17 protein-coding genes and 1 other RNA gene are annotated in these 21655 nt (G+C 71.5%); 15 read left to right on the forward strand and 3 right to left on the reverse strand.

From position 1 onward, the window contains the following. Positions 1-310: 310 nt before the first annotated feature. From KJK29_RS23135 to KJK29_RS23150, 4 genes are all read left to right on the forward strand, one after another. Positions 311-2011, forward strand: coding sequence for a serine/threonine-protein kinase (locus tag KJK29_RS23135; RefSeq protein ID WP_215121052.1), 1701 nt, complete (start codon positions 311-313; stop codon positions 2009-2011). Positions 2012-2133: 122 nt separating this feature from the next. Beyond that, complete coding sequence (locus KJK29_RS23140) at positions 2134-3381, forward strand: serine/threonine-protein kinase (RefSeq protein WP_215121053.1); 1248 nt, start codon at positions 2134-2136, stop codon at positions 3379-3381. 537 nt (positions 3382-3918) lie between these two features. Further along, entirely contained in the window at positions 3919-5025 is a 1107-nt protein-coding gene (gene prfB, locus KJK29_RS23145) for a peptide chain release factor 2 (protein WP_189723994.1), read from the forward strand. Between the two features lie 289 nt (positions 5026-5314). Beyond that, positions 5315-5935 (forward strand): hypothetical protein, encoded by a 621-nt coding sequence (locus KJK29_RS23150; protein ID WP_215121054.1) that lies wholly within the window; start codon positions 5315-5317, stop codon positions 5933-5935. A 117-nt stretch (positions 5936-6052) separates the two neighbouring features. Here the strand turns inward: KJK29_RS23150 and KJK29_RS23155 are convergent, their stop codons facing one another. Then, a complete protein-coding gene (locus KJK29_RS23155; RefSeq protein WP_215121055.1) occupies positions 6053-6244 on the reverse strand; it encodes a hypothetical protein in 192 nt (63 codons plus the stop codon). A 237-nt stretch (positions 6245-6481) separates the two neighbouring features. Between KJK29_RS23155 and ftsE the strand changes: the two genes are divergently transcribed. The 5 genes from ftsE (at position 6482) to ssrA (ending at position 10438) form a co-directional block, all read left to right on the forward strand. After that, positions 6482-7171: a cell division ATP-binding protein FtsE gene (ftsE, locus tag KJK29_RS23160; protein WP_184593314.1), complete on the forward strand. Its 690-nt coding sequence runs from the start codon at positions 6482-6484 to the stop codon at positions 7169-7171. Between the two features lie 39 nt (positions 7172-7210). After that, entirely contained in the window at positions 7211-8128 is a 918-nt protein-coding gene (ftsX, locus tag KJK29_RS23165; protein ID WP_215121056.1) for a permease-like cell division protein FtsX, read from the forward strand. Positions 8129-8196: 68 nt separating this feature from the next. Further along, on the forward strand, positions 8197-9366 hold the full coding sequence (locus tag KJK29_RS23170; RefSeq protein ID WP_215121057.1) for a S41 family peptidase: 1170 nt from the start codon (positions 8197-8199) through the stop codon (positions 9364-9366). A gap of 18 nt (positions 9367-9384) precedes the next feature. Further along, entirely contained in the window at positions 9385-9906 is a 522-nt protein-coding gene (smpB, locus tag KJK29_RS23175; protein WP_215121058.1) for an SsrA-binding protein SmpB, read from the forward strand. A 143-nt stretch (positions 9907-10049) separates the two neighbouring features. Next, positions 10050-10438: a transfer-messenger RNA gene (ssrA, locus tag KJK29_RS23180) on the forward strand. 48 nt (positions 10439-10486) lie between these two features. Here the strand turns inward: ssrA and yicI are convergent. Together yicI and KJK29_RS23190 are read right to left on the reverse strand one after the other, a co-directional pair. Beyond that, a complete protein-coding gene (gene yicI, locus KJK29_RS23185; protein WP_215121059.1) occupies positions 10487-12703 on the reverse strand; it encodes an alpha-xylosidase in 2217 nt (738 codons plus the stop codon). 99 nt (positions 12704-12802) lie between these two features. Then, on the reverse strand, positions 12803-14011 hold the full coding sequence (locus KJK29_RS23190) for an MFS transporter (protein WP_215121060.1): 1209 nt from the start codon (positions 14009-14011) through the stop codon (positions 12803-12805). 178 nt (positions 14012-14189) lie between these two features. Here KJK29_RS23190 and KJK29_RS23195 point away from each other — a divergent pair, with 178 nt between their 5' ends. The 6 genes from KJK29_RS23195 to KJK29_RS23220 all read left to right on the forward strand — a co-directional run bounded on the left by KJK29_RS23195 (position 14190) and on the right by KJK29_RS23220 (position 21577). Beyond that, positions 14190-14435 carry a hypothetical protein gene (locus KJK29_RS23195; protein WP_215121061.1) on the forward strand — a complete coding sequence of 82 codons (246 nt, stop codon included), beginning with the start codon at positions 14190-14192 and terminating at the stop codon, positions 14433-14435. Positions 14436-14447: 12 nt separating this feature from the next. Next, positions 14448-15308, forward strand: coding sequence for a hypothetical protein (locus tag KJK29_RS23200; protein ID WP_251057910.1), 861 nt, complete (start codon positions 14448-14450; stop codon positions 15306-15308). A gap of 548 nt (positions 15309-15856) precedes the next feature. Continuing rightward, positions 15857-16822 carry a LysR family transcriptional regulator gene (locus KJK29_RS23205; protein WP_215121062.1) on the forward strand — a complete coding sequence of 322 codons (966 nt, stop codon included), beginning with the start codon at positions 15857-15859 and terminating at the stop codon, positions 16820-16822. Between the two features lie 161 nt (positions 16823-16983). Then, the gene (locus KJK29_RS23210) at positions 16984-18012 is read left to right on the forward strand and encodes a hypothetical protein (protein ID WP_251057911.1); all 1029 of its coding nucleotides are present in this window, start codon (positions 16984-16986) and stop codon (positions 18010-18012) included. 164 nt (positions 18013-18176) lie between these two features. Continuing rightward, complete coding sequence (locus tag KJK29_RS23215; RefSeq protein WP_215121063.1) at positions 18177-20366, forward strand: bifunctional polysaccharide deacetylase/glycosyltransferase family 2 protein; 2190 nt, start codon at positions 18177-18179, stop codon at positions 20364-20366. Further along, positions 20366-21577 carry an acyltransferase family protein gene (locus KJK29_RS23220; protein ID WP_215121064.1) on the forward strand — a complete coding sequence of 404 codons (1212 nt, stop codon included), beginning with the start codon at positions 20366-20368 and terminating at the stop codon, positions 21575-21577. The genes KJK29_RS23215 and KJK29_RS23220 overlap by 1 nt, the downstream gene beginning before the upstream one ends. The last annotated feature ends 78 nt before the right edge of the window (positions 21578-21655 follow it).

Consider the following 21655-nt stretch of genomic DNA (forward strand, 5'->3'; position numbering starts at 1 on the left):
CGTCGGCCAATACTGCAGGCATCCTCGCACCTGCCACTGACACCGCGCCCCTCGCTCGGGAAAAGGTGATCTTGATTGGTCGGCTCTGCCCGCAAAAGTGCCTGAGAGATGACCCACAGGCGACCTCTTGGGATCAGTCACGTTCGTTATCAGCAACCACAAGACCGAGGTGAGCGTCTTTGCTTCGAACGGATGTGAGAACGGCTACGTAAGACCCACAGAAAGCCGACACCCCGGTCCCCGGCGGCGCGGCACTACAGTGGGTCGGACACAGGCCAGCAGGCAAGGCAAGCAGCAGGGAGCGCATGACGTGCGGCCGGTAGGCAGCAAGTACCTGCTCGAGGAGCCGCTCGGACGCGGCGCCACGGGCACCGTCTGGCGAGCCCGCCAGCGCGAGACCGCGGGCGCCGAGGCGGCCGTGCCGGGGCAGCCCGGCGAGACCGTCGCCATCAAGGTCCTCAAGGAGGAGCTGGCCAGCGACGCGGACGTCGTGATGCGCTTCCTCCGGGAGCGCTCCGTCCTCCTCCGGCTGACCCACCCGAACATCGTCCGGGTCCGTGACCTGGTCGTCGAGGGCGATCTGCTGGCGCTGGTCATGGACCTCGTCGAGGGCCCCGACCTGCACCGCTACCTGCGCGACAACGGCCCCTTCAGCCCCGTCGCCGCGGCCCTGCTCACCGCCCAGATCGCCGACGCGCTCGCCGCCAGCCACGCCGACGGCGTCGTCCACCGCGACCTCAAGCCGGCGAACGTCCTGCTCCAGCAGTACGACGGGCAGATGCACCCGCTGCTCACCGACTTCGGCATCGCGCGCCTCGCCGACTCCCCGGGGCTGACCCGCACCCAGGAGTTCGTCGGCACGCCCGCGTACGTCGCGCCCGAGGGCGCCGAGGGCCGGCCGCAGACCTCCGCCGTCGACATCTACGGCGCCGGCATCCTGCTCTACGAGCTGGTCACCGGCCGTCCGCCGTTCGCCGGCGGCTCCGCACTCGAGGTGCTGCACCAGCACCTGAGCGCCGAGCCGCGCCGCCCCTCCACGGTCCCCGACCCGCTGTGGACCGTCATCGAGCGCTGTCTGCGCAAGAACCCGGACGAGCGGCCCAGCGCCGAGAACCTCGCCCGCGGCCTGCGCGTCGTCGCCGAGGGCATCGGCGTGCACGCGAACTCCGCGCAGATCGCCGCCGCCGAGGGCGTCGGCATGCTCCTGGCGCCCGACCCGGCGCCCGCGCCCGTCCCGGACATGACCGGCGGCGCCGACCCCACCCAGGTCCTCCCGCAGGGCGCGGGTTCGTACGACCCGAACGCGGCGACCAGCGTCATGCCGCACACCGGCGGCCCGGCCGGAGCCGGCGACCCCACCTCGGTCATGCCCCACCGGGGCGCGGCCGACCCGACCGCCGTCATGCCCCCGGTCCCGCCGGGATCGCCCGGCCACCCCGGGCAGCAGGGCCAGGGCGGCGGGCCCGAGGATCCGCACCCCTGGCAGAACCAGCTGCGGGCCGCCCGCGACCGCAATGAGCAGACGCAGGTCCAGAACTACCTCGACCCGGGTCAGGACCCGCTGCGCCGCCGCCCCCAGCGCCAGGTCGCCCGGCCGCAGCAGCCTCCACAGCGCGGTCGGCAGCCCCAGCCCGGCCCCGGCTACGGCCATCCGCAGCAGCAGCCCCAGCAGTACGCCCCGCAGCACCAGGCCCAGCAGCCGCAGCGCTACGCCCCGCCCCCGCCGCCTCCTCAGCCGCAGCAGCCCCAGCAGCCCCAGCGGCCGCAGCGCGAGCCCCGGCAGCCGCGGCAGCGCAGCGCCAACCCGATGCGGATCCCCGGGCTCGGCTGTCTGAAGGGCTGCCTCTTCACGATCGTCATCCTGTTCGTCGCCGGCTGGCTGATCTGGGAGCTGAGCCCGCTCCAGGAGTGGATCGGCACCGGCAAGGGCTACTGGGACCAGCTCACCGACTGGTTCGGCACGGTGACGGGCTGGATCGAGAAGCTCGGCGGGAGTTCGGGCACGAACTGACCCGAACCGGCATGCGGGGTTGGTGATTTGTCGACACCTGGCGGGTGATTTCCGCCCGGGCGGTGAAGGTTGGCTCTTCCTGCGCGTAGTTTTAGCGACAACACGCGTCGGTAGGAGCAGCCTTGGCACGGAAGATCGGCAGCCGGTACACCGCCCACCAGATCCTGGGGCGGGGCAGCGCCGGCACGGTGTGGCTGGGCGAGGGTCCCGAGGGCCCCGTCGCCGTCAAGCTGCTGCGCGAGGACCTCGCGTCCGACCAGGAACTCGTCGGACGCTTCGTGCAGGAGCGGACGGCGCTGCTCGGCCTGGAGCACCCGCACGTCGTCTCGGTGCGCGACCTGGTGGTGGACGGCAACGACCTGGCGCTGGTCATGGACCTCGTCCGCGGTACGGACCTCAGGACCCGGCTGGAGCGGGAACGCCGGCTGCCGCCCGAGGCGGCCGTGGCGATCGCGGCCGACATCGCCGACGGGCTGGCGGCCGCGCACGCGGCGGGCGTCGTGCACCGGGACGTGAAGCCGGAGAACGTGCTCCTGGACATGCAGGGCCCGCTCGGCCCCGGCGGCTCCCACCGCGCGCTGCTGACGGACTTCGGCGTGGCCAAGCTCATCGACACCCCGCGCCGCACCAAGGCCACGAAGATCATCGGCACCCCGGACTATCTCGCGCCGGAGATCGTCGAGGGCCTGCCCCCGCGCGCCTCCGTCGACATCTACGCGCTCGCCACGGTGCTGTACGAGCTGCTCGCGGGCTTCACCCCGTTCGGCGGCGGCCATCCGGGCGCGGTGCTGCGCCGGCACGTCACGGAGACGGTCGTCCCACTGCCCGGCATCCCTGACGAGCTGTGGCAGCTCCTCGTGCAGTGCCTGGCCAAGGCGCCGGCCTCGCGGCTGCGGGCCTCGGAGCTCGGGGCGCGGCTGCGGGAGCTGCTGCCGATGCTGGCGGGCATGCCGCCGCTGGAGGTGGACGAGCCCGACCCGGAGTCCGAGGAGGAGGCCGACCGCGAGGAGCAGCCGGCCGGACCGGCCCCTTCCGGGGAACGGATCCGGCGGCGCGGTGCGGTCCCCCTCGTCCCCGGCGCGAAACCGGCCGACTCCAACCGCGACACCCATACCTCGATGCGCGTCCCCGCCCCCGACGAACTGGCCGGCGGCGCCCACGGCACGGCCCGTGCCCCCCGCACCCCCGGCACCCCCCGCCCCGGCTCCGCCCGCAACCGCGCCGCCGCCCGACGCCGCCGCGTCGCCCTGGGAGCGGCGGCGATAGCCCTGGCCGCCGCGATCGGCGTCGGCGCCTGGCTCTCCACATCGGACGACGACACGAACACCCCACCCCAGGACACGAGAAACTCGGCCCCGCAGTCGCCTTGACCCGACCCGACCCGACCCGGCGCCGGGCGGCCGATCGCTCGGCGCCGCCGCCCGGCACCGAGGGCTCGGTCCTGCGGACTCCCGGACCGCGCCGGGGAACAGCGCGTGCCGATGGCGCCGGTGGTGGCGTCCGGGCCCGGCCGGCGGTGCCGGACGGCCGTGGTGCGGCCGGATTCCGAGAGCGTGGCCGCGTGGTCTCCTCGGTCCGTTCCGGAGAACCGGGGCGGGCCGATGGCGCCGGGGGCCGGCGCCGGGCGGCCGATCGCTCGGCGCCGCCGCCTGGCACCGAGGGCCCGGCTCCGGGGACTTCCGCACCGCGCCGGGGAACAGCGAGGGCCGATGACGCCGGTGGTCGGTGCCGAGGGCCCGGCCCGCGACGGCGGGTGACCGATGACGCCGTGCCGCCGGACACCGGGAACGCGGCACCCGTGTCGCCCTGCCACCCGCACCCCGGCGCCGCCGCAGCCCCCGGCGCCGTCGGCAGCCCGCTCCGCCCGCCCGGCGATGGCCGCCGGGCGGAGCCGTTACGCTGGAGGCGTGGCAGTCGTCGATGTATCCGAAGAGCTCAAGTCCCTCTCCTCGACCATGGAGTCGATCGAGGCCGTTCTGGACCTCGACAAGATGAGGGCAGACATCGCCGTGCTCGAGGAGCAGGCGGCCGCGCCGTCCCTCTGGGACAACCCCGATGAGGCGCAGAAGATCACCAGCAAGCTGTCCCACCTCCAGGCCGAGGTGCGCAAGGCCGAGGCCCTGCGCGGTCGCCTCGACGACCTGGGCGTCCTCTTCGAGATGGCCGAGGAGGAGGACGACCCGGACACCCGCGCCGAGGCCGAGTCCGAGCTCACGGCCGTGAAGAAGGCGCTGGACGAGATGGAGGTCCGCACCCTCCTCTCCGGCGAGTACGACTCCCGTGAGGCCCTGGTGAACATCCGCGCCGAGGCCGGTGGCGTCGACGCCGCCGACTTCGCCGAGAAGCTCCAGCGCATGTACCTGCGCTGGGCCGAGCAGCGCGGCTACAAGACCGAGATCTACGAGACGTCGTACGCGGAGGAGGCCGGCATCAAGTCGACCACCTTCGCCGTCCAGGCGCCCTACGCCTACGGCACGCTCTCCGTCGAGCAGGGCACGCACCGCCTCGTGCGCATCTCGCCCTTCGACAACCAGGGGCGCCGTCAGACCTCCTTCGCGGGCGTCGAGGTCCTGCCCGTGGTCGAGCAGACCGACCACATCGAGATCGACGAGTCCGAACTGCGCGTCGACGTGTACCGCTCCTCAGGCCCCGGCGGCCAGGGCGTCAACACCACCGACTCCGCGGTGCGCCTCACCCACATCCCCACCGGCATCGTCGTCTCCTGCCAGAACGAGCGCTCGCAGATCCAGAACAAGGCGACGGCCATGAACGTGCTCCAGGCCAAGCTGCTGGAGCGGCGCCGCCAGGAGGAGCAGGCCAAGATGGACGCCCTCAAGGGCGACGGCGGCAACTCCTGGGGCAACCAGATGCGTTCGTACGTGCTGCACCCGTACCAGATGGTCAAGGACCTGCGCACCGAGTGCGAGGTCGGCAACCCCGAGGCCGTGTTCAACGGTGAGATCGACGGGTTCCTGGAGGCCGGAATTCGCTGGCGCAAGCAGCAAGAGAAGTAAGTTTGTCGACAAGGCAACTGCCGCGATGAGCGCGGTGGTTGCCTTTTCTGTGTCCGGATGTCCAGCTTTTACATCACACTCACAGAGTTCGACTCCCCGCATAGCCCTCAGACTTGGACATGGCGCCCGCAAACGCCCTTGACGTGTCTTTGAAAAATGGGAAGGGTAAAGCGCGGCATGCGTGTCTCTGGGGCGCATGTGAACCGGGGGACCTCTCACGACAGCTCTCCCGTCGAGCACAGCCCCGAGCGCTGCCTAATGACGATGAGCTACTGGGGGTAGCAACCATATGACGAAGAAGACGCGGATCCGTGTCGCACGGATAGCGGCCGGCGCCGTGATCGCGGCCGGTGCCTCGCTGACCGCCGCCGGTGCCGCATCCGCCGCGGAATCCGACAAGTGCCTGCTCGGCATCCTGTGCGCGAAGGAGACGCCCAGCCCGACGCCGACGGGTGAGCCGACCGGCATCCCCACCGACGTCCCGACGGGTCTCCCGACCGACCCGCCGCCGTCGACCGAGGAGCCCACGGAGGAGCCGACGGAGCCCACGGAGGAGCCCACCGAGCCGACCGAGGACCCGACGGACCAGCCGACCGCCGCGCCCACCACCGACCCGGGCAACGGCGGCGGCAACGGTGGCAACGGCAGCGGCGGCAACAACGCCGACCCCGACGGTGGCACCTCCCCGCAGGAGGAGGGCTCCTCCTCCCTCACGGACACCGGCTCGGGCGCCACCCCGGTGGCCCCGCAGGGCCAGGCCCAGGCCCAGGGCAACGGCCAGGAGCTCGCCGAGACGGGTGCCGCGCAGACCACCTTCCTGGTGATCGGCGCCGCCACGATGATCGCCGGCGGTGTCGGCTTCCGTCTCCTGCCGCGCCTCGTGGGCGGCCGCGGCGGAGCTGCCGCCTGACGGTAGCCACGTCCGTACGGACCGTAGGCACAGCGCGAAACCGAGGGCCCGGAGCGAAACGCTCCGGGCCCTCGGCCTTGTCGTAAGGAGTCCTCGGGAAGCTTCCGGCCGCCGCCGCTAAGCGGTCTGGTGGGCCAGCAGGGCCACGGCCGCGATCAGGACCGTCAGCAGGGCGATCAGCGCCATGGGGTTCAGATTCGCGAGGAAGCTCTCCTGCTGCAGGCGCTCACGGTTCGCGCGGCAGACGGGGCAGCGGCCCTCGCTGACGGGGGCCGCGCAGTTCGCGCACACCAGCCGGTCGTACGTCATGCGCTCGCCCTCCTTGCGACGGTTCCACGGATCCAACGTGTGCGGGAAGCAGAATGTTCCCCTCCCCACTTTGCCAGGTTCCCCGGCGGGGTGCGCGGTCGCTGCCGAAGGTGGGCACCCCTCGGGGCTCGGCACAAAACGGAACATCCGTGGCGCAACCACAGTCGGTGACTGCGCTGCCCTCCCCGGTTCGCGTATGGTCACGCTCATCTACCCCCGGCGACCCGTGGTGCATCCGTGATCCGATTCGACAACGTCTCCAAGGTCTACCCCAAGCAGACCCGCCCCGCCCTCAGGGATGTCTCCCTGGAGGTCGAGAAGGGCGAGTTCGTCTTCCTCGTGGGGTCCTCCGGCTCCGGAAAGTCCACCTTCCTGCGGCTGATCCTCCGCGAGGAGCGGTGCAGCCACGGACAGGTGCACGTCCTGGGGAAGGACCTCGCACGCCTCTCCAACTGGAAGGTGCCGCAGATGCGGCGCCAGCTGGGGACCGTCTTCCAGGACTTCCGCCTGCTGCCGAACAAGACGGTCGGCGAGAACGTCGCCTTCGCCCAGGAGGTCATCGGCAAGTCGCGCGGCGAGATCCGCAAGTCCGTCCCGCAGGTGCTCGACCTCGTCGGGCTCGGCGGCAAGGACGACCGGATGCCCGGCGAGCTGTCCGGTGGTGAGCAGCAGCGCGTCGCCATCGCGCGGGCCTTCGTCAACCGGCCCAAGCTCCTCATCGCCGACGAGCCCACCGGCAACCTCGACCCGCAGACCTCCGTCGGCATCATGAAGCTGCTCGACCGCATCAACCGGACGGGCACCACCGTGGTGATGGCCACGCACGACCAGAACATCGTCGACCAGATGCGCAAGCGCGTCATCGAACTGGAGAAGGGCCGCCTCGTCCGCGACCAGGCCCGCGGTGTCTACGGCTACCAGCACTGAGACCGCACCCTAGATCACGGAAAGGCATAACGAGTCGCCATGCGCGCCCAGTTCGTCCTGTCGGAGATCGGCGTCGGTCTCCGCCGCAACCTGACGATGACCTTCGCGGTCGTCGTCTCCGTCGCCCTGTCGCTCGCCCTGTTCGGCGGGTCGCTCCTGATGAGCGACCAGGTCAACACCATGAAGGGCTACTGGTACGACAAGGTCAACGTCTCGGTCTTCCTCTGCAACAAGAGCGACGCCGAGTCCGACCCCAACTGCGCCAAGGGCGCGGTCACCGACGACCAGAAGAAGCAGATCAACTCCGACCTCGACAAGATGGGCGTGGTCGAGAAGGTCACGTACGAGTCGCAGGACCAGGCGTACAAGCACTACAAGGAGCAGTTCGGCGACTCCCCGCTGGCCAGCTCCCTCACGCCGGACCAGATGCAGGAGTCCTACCGCATCAAGCTGAAGGACCCGCAGAAGTACCAGGTCATCGCCACCGCCTTCAACGGCCGGGACGGTGTGCAGTCCGTGCAGGACCAGAAGGGCATCCTGGACAACCTCTTCAAGCTGCTGAACGGCATGAACTGGGCCGCCCGCGCGGTGATGGCGCTGATGCTGGTCGTCGCGCTGATGCTGATCGTCAACACCGTGCGCGTCTCGGCGTTCAGCCGCCGGCGTGAGACGGGGATCATGCGGCTGGTCGGTGCCTCCGGCTTCTACATCCAGGCGCCGTTCATCATGGAGGCCGCCGTCGCCGGACTCATCGGCGGCACCCTCGCGTGCGGCTTCCTGCTGATCGCCCGGTACTTCCTCATCGACCACGGACTGGCCCTGGCCGACCAGCTCACACTGATCAACTTCATCGGCTGGGACGCGGTCCTGACCAAGCTGCCGCTCATCCTCGCCACGAGCCTGCTGATGCCCGCGTTGGCCGCGTTCTTCGCGCTGCGCAAGTACTTGAAGGTGTGACACATGCCAAGAGGGGCCGTGCGGTCAACCAGCCGTACGGCCCTTCACCTTGTCCTAGACTCACCGGCATGTCAGGTCGTGACCCGTTCTGTCAGCCCCGCCGCATCCGCCGCGGGGCCGCCCTGACCTTGCTCTTCACGAGCGTGCTCGTCGCCGGCGCGGCCACCGGGTCCCTTCCGCAGGCCGACCGGAAGTCCGCTCCGGACGAGGCCCGTTCGGCCACCCCGGCCGGGCGCCACGCCGATGTCGCCAGGGCCGCCGAGGAGGCCATGGCCGACGGCAAGTCCCCGATGGAGGCCGCGAAGCGCGCGGTCAGCCGCAGCGGGGACCGCTGGGGCGCCGTCTACTCCGAGGGCGAGTACGAGGAGTTCGAGGAGTCCCTCGACGGCCAGTACACCGGCGTCGGCCTGTGGGCCCGCAGCGAGCGGGACGGCCGTATTGAGGTGACGAAGGTGCGCTCCGGCTCGCCCGCCGCCGGCGCCGGGATCCGCCCCGGGGACCTGCTGCGCAGCGTCGACGGCGAGAAGACCGACGGGCGGCCCGTCACCGAGGTCGTCTCCTTACTGCGCGGGGATGCGGGCGGTGCCACCGCCGGCACCACCGTCCGCCTCGGCCTGGAGCGCGGCACGCGCGCGTGGAGCGAGACCCTGCGCCGGGCCCGGCTGTCCACGGACCCGGTCAGCGTCCGGGAAGCCGCCGGTTCGGTCACCGTCATCAGGGTCGACACCTTCACCAAGGGCTCCGGCGAGCGGGTCCGCGAAGCCGTCCGGCGGGCCCCGCGCGGCGCCGGCATCGTCCTCGACCTGAGAGCCAACTCCGGCGGCCTGGTCACCGAGGCCGTCACCGCCGCCTCCGCCTTCCTCGACGGCGGCCTGGTCGCCACCTACGACGTCGACGGCGAACAGCGCGCCCTGCACGCCGACCCCGGCGGCGACACCACGAGACCCCTGGTCGCGCTCGTCGACGGCGGGACGATGAGCGCGGCCGAGCTTCTCACCGGTGCCGTGCAGGACCGCGGCCGCGCCCTCGTCGTGGGCTCCCGCACCTTCGGCAAGGGCTCGGTCCAGATGCCGAGCAGGCTGCCCGACGGCTCCGTGGCGGAGCTCACCGTCGGTCACTACCGCACCCCCTCCGGCCGGGGGGTCGACGGCCGGGGCATCACACCGGACCTGGAGGTCGAGGACGGTGCCGAGAGGCGGGCCGAGACAGTATTGACTGGCCTCGGACCCCCCTCGTAGTGCGAAAATGGCCGCACTATGGCGAAGGAAAAGGTAAAACGCAAGGCCGCGAAGGCTGCCGAGAAGGCACCCGCCCGGAAGATGGTCGCGCAGAACAAGAAGGCGCGGCACGACTACCACATCATCGACACGTACGAGTGCGGCCTGGTCCTGATGGGGACCGAGGTCAAGTCGCTGCGGATGGGCCGGGCCTCCCTGGTGGACGGCTTCGTGCACATCGACCACGGCGAGGCATGGCTGCACAACATCCACGTCCCCGAGTACGTGCAGGGCACCTGGACCAACCACTCCGCCACTCGCAAGCGCAAGCTGCTGCTGCACCGGGCGGAGATCGACAAGCTGGAGTCCAAGTCCCAGGAGACGGGGCACACGATCGTGCCGCTGGCCCTGTACTTCAAGGACAGCCGGGTCAAGGTCGAGATCGCGCTCGCGAAGGGCAAGAAGGAGTACGACAAGCGGCAGACCCTCAAGGAGAAGCAGGACCTGCGGGAGACGAACCGCGCGGTCGCGGACGCCAAGCGGCGCCAGCGCGGCGCCTAGCGGGCGCCCGCGCCGAGCGGCTGACCGGCGGCTCCCCGTGGCTCCTGGCGGGCCGCGCGGGAATTGGCTGGCCCCCTCGGGCGTTGGTCACGTACGATGGGCACTGCCCCGCACAGCCGGGGCGTGGATTGATAAAACAACATGGGGATGATCGGTTTCGACAGCGGATGTCGAAGCAGGGGAAGCGAGCCGAGGAAGCGGCAATGATCTCGTAAACCATATGTCGCAACCAATAATCGCCAATTCCAAGAGCGATTCCCAGTCCTTCGCCCTCGCTGCCTAATAAGCAGTGAGTGAAGGACCCTTAATGGGTGTCAGCCCGGGGGTGTTCCCGACCCGGACCCTGGCATAATCTAGGGAACTAAACCATCGAGCCCGGTCACGGGGTTCGGTGGGAAATCAAACAGTGACTGGGCCCGTCGGAGACTTGTTCGCGAGATCACCGGGGCCGAGAAAATCGAAGCGAACTGCGCTCGGAGAAGCCCTCCTTTTGCACCGTTGGACGCGGGTTCGATTCCCGCCATCTCCACTCATCCCATGTGGGCACAGGCCCCGCCGCTTCCGAGCGGCGGGGCCTTTGTCATGGCCGGACGTCGTGGCCGCCGGCGTCGGCGAGAGTCCAGGGGATCGCCGGGTCGCTGCACGACGCCCGCAGGGTGCCCCCTTCGCGTACGACGGTGAAGGTCACGTCCCCGACCGGCACCGTCACGCGGTCGCCGTCCTGGAGGCCGTACGCCCGCAGGGTCACCCCGGCGGCATGGTCGTAGTCCGGGCGGTCGTCCACCGCGCCCACCGGGATCACGGCCCCGGGCCGGACCAGCAGCGGCACGCTTCTGAAGCCGTGCCGCTCGCGCACCCAGCGCGGGCCGGTCACCGTCTCCCCGGTCAGGAAGTGGGTCCAGGTGCCCTCGGGGACGTAGTAGGTGACGTCGCCCTCGTCGCTGAACACCGGCGCGACCAGCAGGTCCGGGCCGAGCATGTACTGCCGCTCCAGATGCGCGCACCCCGGGTCGTCCGGGAACTCCAGCACCATCGCCCGCATCACCGGCACACCCTCGGTGTGGGCGGTCCGGGCCGCCTCGTACAGATAGGGCATGAGGCGCAGTTTCAGCCGGGTGAAGTGGCGCGCGACCTCCACGGACTCCTCGTCGAACAGCCAGGGCACGCGGTACGACGAGGAGCCGTGCAGCCGGCTGTGCGAGGAGAGCAGGCCGAAGGCCAGCCAGCGCTTGAACAGGGCCGGGGTCGGCGTGCCCTCGAAGCCGCCGATGTCATGGCTCCAGAAGCCGAAGCCCGACAGACCGAGGGACAGGCCGCCGCGCAGGGACTCGGCCATCGACTCGTAGGTCGCCTCGCAGTCGCCGCCCCAGTGCACCGGGAACTGCTGGCTGCCCGTCGTCGCCGAGCGGGCGAAGAGAACGGCCTCCTCCTCGCCGCGGTGCTTGCGCAGTACCTCGAAGACCGTGCGGTTGTAGAGGTACGTGTAGTAGTTGTGCATCCGCTCCGGGTCGGAGCCGTCGGACCAGGCCACATCGAGCGGCACGCGCTCGCCGAAGTCCGTCTTGAAGCAGTCGACGCCCTGCGCGAGCAGCGCCTCCAGCTTGGCGGCGTACCAGTCGCGGGCGGCTGGGCTCGTGAAATCGACCAGGGCCATGCCGGGCTGCCACATGTCCCACTGCCAGACGCTGCCGTCCGGGCGCCTCAGCAGATGCCCGAGCGCCCTGCCCTCGGCGAACAGCGGGGAGCGCTGCGCGATGTACGGGTTGATCCAGACGCTGACGCGCAGGTCACGGGCCTTGAGCCGGGCCAGCATGCCCTCCGGGTCCGGGAAGACCCGCGGATCCCACCGGAAGTCGCACCACTGGTACTCGCGCATCCAGAAGCAGTCGAAGTGGAAGACGGAGAGCGGGAGCTCACGCTCCCTCATGCCCTCGATGAAGGACGTCACCGTCTCCTCGTCGTACGAGGTGGTGAAGGACGTCGAAAGCCACAGGCCGAACGACCAGGCGGGCGGCAGCGCCGGGCGGCCGGTCAGGGCCGTGTACTTGCGCAGGATGTCCTTCGGGGTCGGGCCGTAGATGACGTAGTACGTCAGCTCCTGGGTCTCCGCGCTGAACTGCACCCGGGACACGACCTCCGAGGCGACCTCGAAGGAGACCTGGCCCGGGTGGTCGACGAAGACGCCGTAGCCCGCGTCCGTGAGGTAGAAGGGCACGTTCTTGTAGGCCTGTTCGCTGCACGTGCCGCCGTCGGCCTGCCAGATGTCGACGACCTGCCCGTTCTTCACCAGCGGGCCGAAGCGCTCACCGAGGCCGTAGACGGAGGTGCCGACCTGGAGCACTAGCTGTTCGCGCAGGTGGTGGGCGCCGGTCGCGTCCCGCATGATGCCCATGCTCTGGTGACCGCTGCCGGTCAGCGCCCGGCCGCCCGCGGCGAACTCGACGTGCCAGGGGCCGCCGCGGGCCACCCGGACCGACAGGTCGCCCGAGGCCAGGGTCGTGTGCTCGTCGTCGTACGCGATCCGCGCGGTCGGGTGGGAGTCGGTGAGTTCGAACTCCGGGCCCCGGGGCTGCCCGCCCGTGAAGTGCGTCAGTGTCAGGCCGATGACGTCGGCCATGGGGGTGTGGGCGCGCAGTGTCAGGACGGGGCCCGTCATCAGGTCGCCGCGGGAGCGGATGGGCCGGGTCGGCGCGTGGAACTCCAGCGCGCCGTCCGACTCGGTGACGTCGAGGACCTCGGCCGGGTAGGCCGCGGTGACGCCCTCGCGCAGAAGCCAGTAGCCGTCGGTGAACTTCATGTGGGGGGTCCTCAACTTCCCGGCGCATGGTGTCGAAGCGGTTTCGAGGGGGTATCGAAGCGCTTCGACAGTCGAACGTATGCGGGGTGTGTGAGGGCGTCAATGGGGTGTCCAGGAATTGGTGAAGCGTTTCGACGCCGTGGCCAGGGACAGCAGTAGGGCCAGGGCCGCCGCCGTCACCGGGATGCCGTATCCGGCCGTCGCCGACACATGCTCCACCGTCCAGCCGCCGAGCGCGCCGCCACCGGCGATGCCGCCCAGCAGGCCGGTCACCGCGAGGGTCATGCCCTCGTTCAGCCGGCCCTCGGGGGTGCGCTGCTGGACCAGCGTCATGGTGGTGACCATCGTCGGGGCCGTCGCCATCCCGGCGACCAGCAGCGCGCCCGCGAGACAGAGGAGAGAGCCGGTGAGGCTCGCCGCGAGCAGCGGCAGCGCCAGCAAGGCGGCCATCGCGGCCACGCACCACGGCAGCCGTGCCGCCGCCGGCCCGGTGGGCTTCGCGGCGCCGTACAGCAGACCCGCCGCGCAGGAACCGGCCGCCTGGAGCGCGAGTACGGCACCGGCCGCCGACTGGTGCCCCTGCCGGTCGGCGAACGCGAGCGTGACGACCTCCGTCGAGCCGAAGATCCCGCCCATCGCCAGACAGACCGCGAGCAGCGGGGGCATGCCGGGGGCGCGCAGCGGCGCCTTCGCGGGTATCTCCTCGCGGACCGGCGGCTCCGTCGCACGCCGGGTCGTGAACAGGAGCATCCCCGTCAGCAGCAGCACCGCGCCGACGAGCGTGCCCGCCTCCGGGAAGAACGCCCCGCACAGGAAGGCCGCGAGCACCGGACCCAGCATGAAGCACAGTTCGTCCGCGGCCTGCTCGAAGGAGTGGGCGGTGTGCAGGCCCTTCGGGTCGCCGGCCAGCAGATGCGCCCAGCGGGCCCGGGACATGCCGCCGGTGTTGGGGGTCGTGGCGGTGGCGGCGTAGGAGGCGAACAGGGTCCAGTCCGGGGCGTCGAGGCGCACGCACAGCAGGAGCGAGAGGGAGCCGAGGACGGCGATCAGCGTGGCGGGCAGGGCCACCCGGGCCTGTCCGTGCCGGTCGACGAGCCGCGCGGTCCACGGCGCGACCACCGCGGTCGCCGCGAGCCCCGTCGCCGTGACGGCGCCGGCCAGGGCGTACGAGCCCCGCGTCCCGGCGATCATGACGACCGCGCTGACGCTGAACATGCCCATCGGCAGCCGGGCGATCAGGTTCCCGGCGGTGAACGCGCGGGCGCCCGGCAGGCTGAAGAGACGGCGGTACGGGGTGAGGTGCGGCATGGCCCCACCGTCGCCCGGGGGTGATCAAGCGGTCCAACACCTGTTCCGTACGGACTCACGCACCTGTGTTGTAGGACCGCCTGATGCTTCTATTGGCGCGTGGAAAAGATGCTCAACGGGGAAATCCTTCACTCGTTTGCCGCGCATCCGCCGATGTGGGCCGACGGTTAGTCGGTACATGACCGAGGCGACCAGGAAAAATGGCTGGGCGGTAACGCTCGGCCCGTACACCTACATTCCCGCTCCGGCGCACTCGTCGGCCACCGTCAACGGCACGCTCACCAACGGCGGTTGCCCGGTCACGCTGCAGGTGACCGAGCCGGTTCTGCGCGATTTCATCGATGTCATGAGTGTGCTGGAAAAGGATCTTGCGCGACGGTGGATCAGTGCCACGGAATGGCCCGCATTCGCGCTTGCGGAATAGTCGGGTCGCGCGATGTATGACAATAAAATCGAAGGCAGTGGCCGGCACCGGGCTCCGTCCCGGGAGTTCTTCACCCCCCTGACACCACCGGACCCGACCTGGGATCCGGCCGAGGAACTGGCGTTCATCCTCGAGGAGGCGCTGGGGCAGCAGGCGGCGAGGGTTCCCGCCCCTCGTGACGAGGTGATCGAGGCGGACCTGGACCCGATGGATCCGGAGCCCGTACCGGTCCGGGTCCCGTCGGGCGCCCATATGAGGCGGCTCCAGGACATCACCGAGGAACTGCCGCCGGTGCGGGACGTCCACCGGCGCCACCGCAAGGTCCGCATCCGCAAGAGACCCGGCCTGCTCCGCACCACCAGCCTCTTCGTCGCCGCCCTGGCGGCCGTCATCGCCTCCGCGGTGAGCCTCCTGGGCGGCATGGTCGCCTACGACCCCCTGCGCCTGGTCGGCGTCTCCCCCGAGGGGAAGAGCTTCGGCAGCTGGTGGCCCCTGCTGGTGTACGGGCCCTGGCTGGTGGCCTCCCTGTCCGTGCTGCGGGCCGCGCTCCACCAGCGCCGTGCCGTGCACTCCTGGTGTGTCGTCCTGGTCTTCTCCTGCGTCGCCGTACTGCTCTGTGTCGCCCAGGCGCCGAGGACCGTGCTCGGCACCGCGGCGGCCGCCCTCCCGGGCGTCGCGGCCCTGGCCTGCTTCCAGCAGGTCGTCCGCCAGATCACCCTGACCCGCCCACCCCTGCGCACGGTGCCCCGGCACCGCCTGGGCCAGACCGGCGCACGGGACACCTCCGGCCCCGACACCGGCACCGGCACCGGCACCGACGCCGGCGAGGGGACGAGACAGGGCGGGGCATCCGGGCGGGGCACCGGCTCCTGAGGCCTGTGCTGTCGGGAGGCGGCGACGCCTGTGCCCCTGCGCTTCCGGGAGGCGCCGCCGCCTGTGCCCCTGCGCTTCCGGGAGGCGCCGCCGCCTGTGCCCCTGCGCTTCCGGGAGGCGCCGCCGCCTGTGCCCCTGCGCTTCCGGGAGGCGCCGCCGCCTGTGCCCCTGCGCTTCCGGGAGGCGCCGCCGCCTGTGCCCCTGCGCTTTCGGGAGGCGCCGCCGCCTGTGCCCCTGCGCTGTTCGTGAGCGGTGTCGCCTGATCCCTCGCGCGCTCGGGGAGCGGCGTCGCTCGCGTCTTCGCGCGGTGGGCAGCGGCGTCGCTTGATTCCCTGGGCGCGCGGGGCCGCCGGCTTGAGCCGTCGTGCTGTTGGGCAGCGGCGCTGACCGCGGCCCCGTGGTGTCGGGGAGCGGTGGCGCCTCCACCCTCGCGATGCTGGGCGGCAACGTCGCCCGAGCCCTCCCGCGATCACAGGCAGCGGCGTCGCCCGCCCCCGATGTCGGGCAGCGGCATCCTGCCGCCGCCCCCCCCGCTGTAGGTTCGCCGCATGCCCGCCCACCTCGATCCCCGTCTGCTGCGTGGCTTCGTCACCGTTGCCGAGGAGCTGCACTTCACGCGTGCCGCGGTGCGGCTTCATGTGGCGCAGCAGGCGCTCAGCCGGGATGTGCGGCGGCTGGAGCGGGAGCTGGGTGCCGAGCTGTTCGTGCGGACCACCCGGCAGGTGACGCTCACGCCCGAGGGGGAGCGGCTGCTGCCGTACGCCCGGAGGGTGCTGACGGCGCAGGACGAGCTGCTCGCCGCCTTCGACCAGGCCCGGCCCCTGCTGGTCGACCTCAACTCCCCGGGCCTGGTCACACCGCGCCGGGTGCTGCACCTGGCGCGTGAACTCGCCCCCGGGCACGAGCTGATGGCCCGGTACGAGAGCGGCCTGACCGGAGCCGCCGGGGAGTTGCTCGCCGGGCGGCTGGACGCGTCGTTCGGACGGTTCGAGGGACTGGACCCGGCGCTGCGGACCGGGCTCGACCACCAGCCCGTGCGGTACGAGCCGATGGCGGTCGTGCTGCCCGAGGACCACCGGCTGGCCGCGCTGGAGGCCGTGCCGCTCGCCGAGCTGGCCGGCGAGACCGTCTACGCGGGGGCCGGCAATCCGCGCACACCGGAGTGGACCGGCCTCGCACGGCAGCTTTTCGACGGACGGGGCATCGAGATCGCGCCACCCGCGCCGCTGGCCGTGGGCGAGGAGGAGTTCCAGCGCGTGATGGCCAGAACACGCAACCCGGTCCTGGCCGTCGTGGGGTTCCCGGCCCTGCCGTCCATGGTGTCGCGGCCCCTGGTCGACCCCGTTCCGCTGTCTCCCGTGTCGCTGGTGTGGCGCAGGGGACTGACCCATCCCGCGTTCGACGCGCTGCGCCGGGCGGCGGCCCGGCTCGCGGTGGAGGAGGGCTGGCTGGACAGGCCCGCGGGGGCCTGGATTCCGGCCGAGGGCGATGTCCGCATGGCGTCCCGCGACTGACACGATTCGGTACGCGGTCCACACCGATCCTCCGCGTGCGCTACATTCAACGCCTGAGCACGGTGTGGTAATGGGGGGCGCTCGGACGGGCGAGGGGGCCCGGTCCGACGGCGGGTGCTCAGGTCGTCAGCGCACCTGAACCATCCCGTGGGGGGAAGTGCGTGCGCGTGGAAAATTGGCGAGAAGACGCCCAACCGCAGTGGCCCGAGGCCGCGGCGGTGACCGGTGAACTCCCCACGGACGGCAGAGTCCAGGACCGCAGAGCCACCCAGCTCTTCGCCGGGAGCGACCTCCAGGGGACCGGCCACGGGCTGCCCGCCGGGACGGAGATACTGCGCGGCATCCCCCGGCAGAGCGAGGGCGAGTTCGACTCGTCCCTCCCGGGCCCCGGCGCCCGGCCCGCCGTCCGCGACCCCTGGCAGGAGCCCGGGGAAACCGCAGGGGAGACCGACGACCCGTCCGAGCACAGCCACGACCCGCACGAGGTCACCGTCCAACTCGACGCCGTCCAGCTCGGGGACGGTTTCGTACGGCAGGTCAAGGAAGGTCCCGGCGCGGGCGCCGAAGCCGCCGACTCGCCCGTGTTCGTCGACGAGTCCGGCCGCCGCAGCCGCCGCTTCCGCCGGATCGGTATGGCCGTCGCGCTGGCCTGCGGGGTCTACGCGGTCGTCATCGTCGCCACGCTGATGTCGGGCAACTCCCAGGCTCCCTGGCTGCCCGTGCCGGGCCAGAAGGAGGCCCCGCCGGCCGGCCAGGTCGACACCCCGCCGGTGCCCGAGCGCTCGGCACCGACCGACGAAGCCGGCACCACCGCCCCGGGCAGCACACCGACCACCGTCGAGGGCACGGCACCCGCGCCCGGCGCGAGCGCCGGCGACCCCGCGGACCCCGTCGCCCCCGCGGCCCCCGGCCGTTCCGGTACGACCACCAAGCCCTCGCCGACCGCGTCCCGGACCGCACCGGCCCCGGGCACCGGCGCCACCGACCCGACCCCGAGCAAGCCGGCGGACCCGCCGAGCACGCCGACGACCGAGCCGTCGCCGCCCGGCGAACCCACGCCCCTGCCGACCGAGACGACCGGCACCGGCACGGTCGCCGACGGCCCGGCCGCGACCCAGCCGGTCGCACAGTCACCCGTCGCCGACCAGCCCGCGGCCGAGCCGCCGGCGGCCGACCAGCCCGCGGCCTGAGCGCTTCGCTGAAGGCGCCGCGACGGGCCGCCGTTCCTCTGCGGCACCGTCGTGGCCGGTCGCGCGGTTCCCCGCGCCCCCTCAGGGCGCTGCCGTAGCACCCGCGCCCCTTTGAGGGCGCTTCCGTACCACCCACTCCCGCACCACCCGGAGTACCACCACCCATGGCATCCCGTACCCGCCGTTCCGGGCGCGCGTCCCGAGCCCGTGGCGGCTCCAGGCGCCGCCGTCTGCCCATGCGCCTGCTGCTGCCCCTGCTGCTCCTCGTCGCCCTGATGGCGATGCTCATGCTGCGCGGCTATGTGCACAGCGAGATCCTCGCCGACCACCGGGTCGGACCGCCCACGTCGAGCGACCAGGTCCCGAAGGAGATCCTCGAAGGCGGGCCCGTCATAGACACCCGGGAGGAGAAGCCGACCGCGCTGGAACTCCCGGACCGCCAGCTGGTGCTGACCTTCGACGACGGGCCCGACCCCGTCTGGACGCCCAAGGTCCTCGACATGCTGAAGAAGCACGACGCCCACGCCGTCTTCTTCATCACCGGCACCATGGCCTCCCGCTACCCGGACCTCGTCCAGCGCATGGTCGACGAGGGCCATGAGATCGGGCTGCACACCTTCAACCACCCCGACCTCGCGCTGCAGAGCAAGAGCCGGGTCGACTGGGAGCTCTCGCAGAGCCAGCTCGCGCTGGCCGGGGCGGCCGGCATCCGCACCTCGCTCTTCCGCCCGCCCTACTCGTCGTACTCCCACCTCATGGACAACAAGTCCTGGCCGGTGACCGAGTACATCGGCAGCAAGGGCTACATCACCATCGTCAACGACACCGACAGCCAGGACTGGCGCAGGCCCGGTGTCGACCAGATCATCCGCAACGCCACGCCGGAGAACGGCGAGGGCGCCATCGTGCTGATGCACGACTCCGGCGGTGACCGCTCCCAGACCGTGGCCGCGCTCGACCGGTTCATCTCGGGGCTCAAGGGCGAGGGCTACCGCTTCGACACCCTGACCGCCACCCTCGACGCCCCCAGCGCGCACACCCCGGTCGCCGGGCTCGACGCGCTGAAGGGCGACGCGTGGGTCTTCCTCGTCCAGGCCTCCGAGAAGACGACCGGCGTTCTCGTCGCCGGGCTCGCCGTCGTCGGTGTGCTGGTCTTCGCCCGGCTCGGGCTGATGCTGATCCTCTCCGTGGCGCACGCCCGCCGGGTCCGCCGTCGGGGCTTCCGCTGGGGCGAGACCGTCACGGAACCGGTATCCGTCCTCGTGCCCGCCTACAACGAGGCCAAGTGCATCGAGCAGACGGTCCGTTCCCTGGTCGCCAGCGACCACCCCATCGAGGTGCTGGTCATCGACGACGGCTCCAGCGACGGCACCGCGCGCATCGTCGAGAACCTCGGCCTGCCCGGCGTACGCGTCATCCGCCAGATGAACGCGGGCAAGCCCGCGGCCCTCAACCGGGGCATCGCCAACGCCCGGTACGACCTCATCGTGATGATGGACGGCGACACCGTCTTCGAACCGGCCACCGTCCGCGAACTCGTGCAGCCCTTCGGCGACCCGCGCGTCGGCGCCGTCGCGGGCAACGCCAAGGTCGGCAACCGGGACTCGCTGATCGGCGCCTGGCAGCACATCGAGTACGTGATGGGCTTCAACCTCGACCGCCGCATGTACGACGTGCTGCGCTGCATGCCGACCATCCCCGGCGCGGTCGGCGCCTTCCGGCGCAGCGCGCTGGAGCGGGTGGGCGGCATGAGCGAGGACACGCTCGCCGAGGACACCGACATCACCATGGCCCTGCACCGCGACGGCTGGCACGTCGTGTACGCGGAGAAGGCCCTCGCCTGGACCGAGGCCCCCGAGTCCGTCCAGCAGCTCTGGTCCCAGCGCTACCGCTGGTCGTACGGCACGATGCAGGCGATCTGGAAGCACCGCCGGTCCCTCGTGGAGAGCGGGCACTCGGGCCGCTTCGGGCGGGTGGGACTGCCGCTGGTGGCGATGTTCATGGTCGTGGCGCCGCTGCTGGCCCCGCTCATCGACGTGTTCCTGCTGTACGGGCTGGTGTTCGGCCCGACGGAGAAGACCATCGGCGCCTGGCTGGGCGTCCTCGCGGTGCAGGGCGTGTGCGCGGCCTACGCGTTCCACCTCGACAAGGAACGCATGACCCACCTGATCTCGCTCCCGCTCCAGCAGCTCCTGTACCGCCAGCTCATGTACGTCGTACTGCTCCAGTCCTGGATCACCGCCCTCACCGGCGGCCGGCTGCGCTGGCAGAAGCTGCGGCGCACCGGCGCGGTCGGCCTGCCCGGGCCGGGCAGCGGCACGCCCCAGCAGCCGGTGGGCGGGAGGCAGGCCTGATGACCACACACCCCGAAGCCGTCGCCCCCGCCCCGGAGAAGGAGCGGACCGGCCGCACCGGCCCCGTCCGCGACCGGTACTTCGACCTGCTGCGCGCCCTCGCCCTGTTCCGTGTCGTGCTCTACCACCTGACGGGCTGGGCCTGGCTGCCGCTGGTGTTCCCGTCGATGGGCGTGATGTTCGCCCTCGCCGGCAACCTCATGGCCCGCTCCCTCAAGCGTCCGCCCGTGCAGGTGATCCGCGGCCGGCTGCGGCGGCTGCTGCCCCCGCTGTGGCTGCTGGGCGTCGTCGGCGTCACCGGCATGGTCCTCCAGGGCTGGGGACCGGACGCCGATGGCCATCCCGGCTGGTGGTGGCTCCACCTCACCTTCTGGATCGTCCCGCTCAGCGACCCGCCCTACGGTGAGGGCCTGCCCGGCGTCCACGGCTTCATCGGCGAGGACTGGGCCGCCGAACTCGCCGGCCCGCTCTGGTACATCCGCGCCTACCTCTGGTTCGTGCTGCTGTCCCCGCTGCTCCTGAAGGCCCTGCGCGCCCTTCCGGTGGTCACGCTCCTCGCGCCGATCGCCCTGGCGGTCGCCTTCGAGCACAGCTACCTCGCCCTGCCCGGCGAGCGGTTCCCCTCGGCGCTCACCGACTTCTCCACCTTCGGCGCCTGCTGGATCCTCGGCATGGCCCACCAGGAGGGCGTCCTCAAGCGGCTGCCGCGCTACATCGTCCCGTCCGTGGCACCCGTCATCGCCCTGGTGGGCCTCTGGTACGCCCTGCGCCATGACTTCTCCGCCGGAAACGACCTGGACAGCATGCCCCTGGCGCAGGCCCTGTGGTCCTTCGGCACGGTGTTCCTGCTGCTGCACATCAGCCCGTCCTGGCCGGAGTGGCCGCGCAGGCTGCGCCGCTGGGCCGGGGCGATCACCCTGCTCAACTCCCGGGCCGTGACGATCTATCTGTGGCACAACATCTGCATCCTGATCGCCGCGACCCTGTGGGACCGGCTGTGGGGCGTCACGGTGCTGGAACAGAACGTCCCGGGGCTGCTGGAGAGCGTCTGGCCGGTGCTGTTCCTGGCCTGGGTGCTGATCGGCGGGTGCGTCCTGGCGTTCGGCTGGGTGGAGGACCTGGCGGCGAAGCAGAGGCCCCGGTTGTGGCCCAGGAGTGAGCCCCGGGTGAGGGTTCGGGGGAGTCGGAGGCGAGCGGCACGCGGCGGCTGATTCCCGTTGCCCCCGGGCGTCTCCGGTGTGGAAAACTGCCCGAGTTGCGCAGGTGAACGACTGCGATCGATGACGGGC

Origin of the sequence: Streptomyces koelreuteriae (assembly GCF_018604545.1) — a bacterium.
GTDB classification, from domain to species: domain Bacteria; phylum Actinomycetota; class Actinomycetes; order Streptomycetales; family Streptomycetaceae; genus Streptomyces; species Streptomyces koelreuteriae.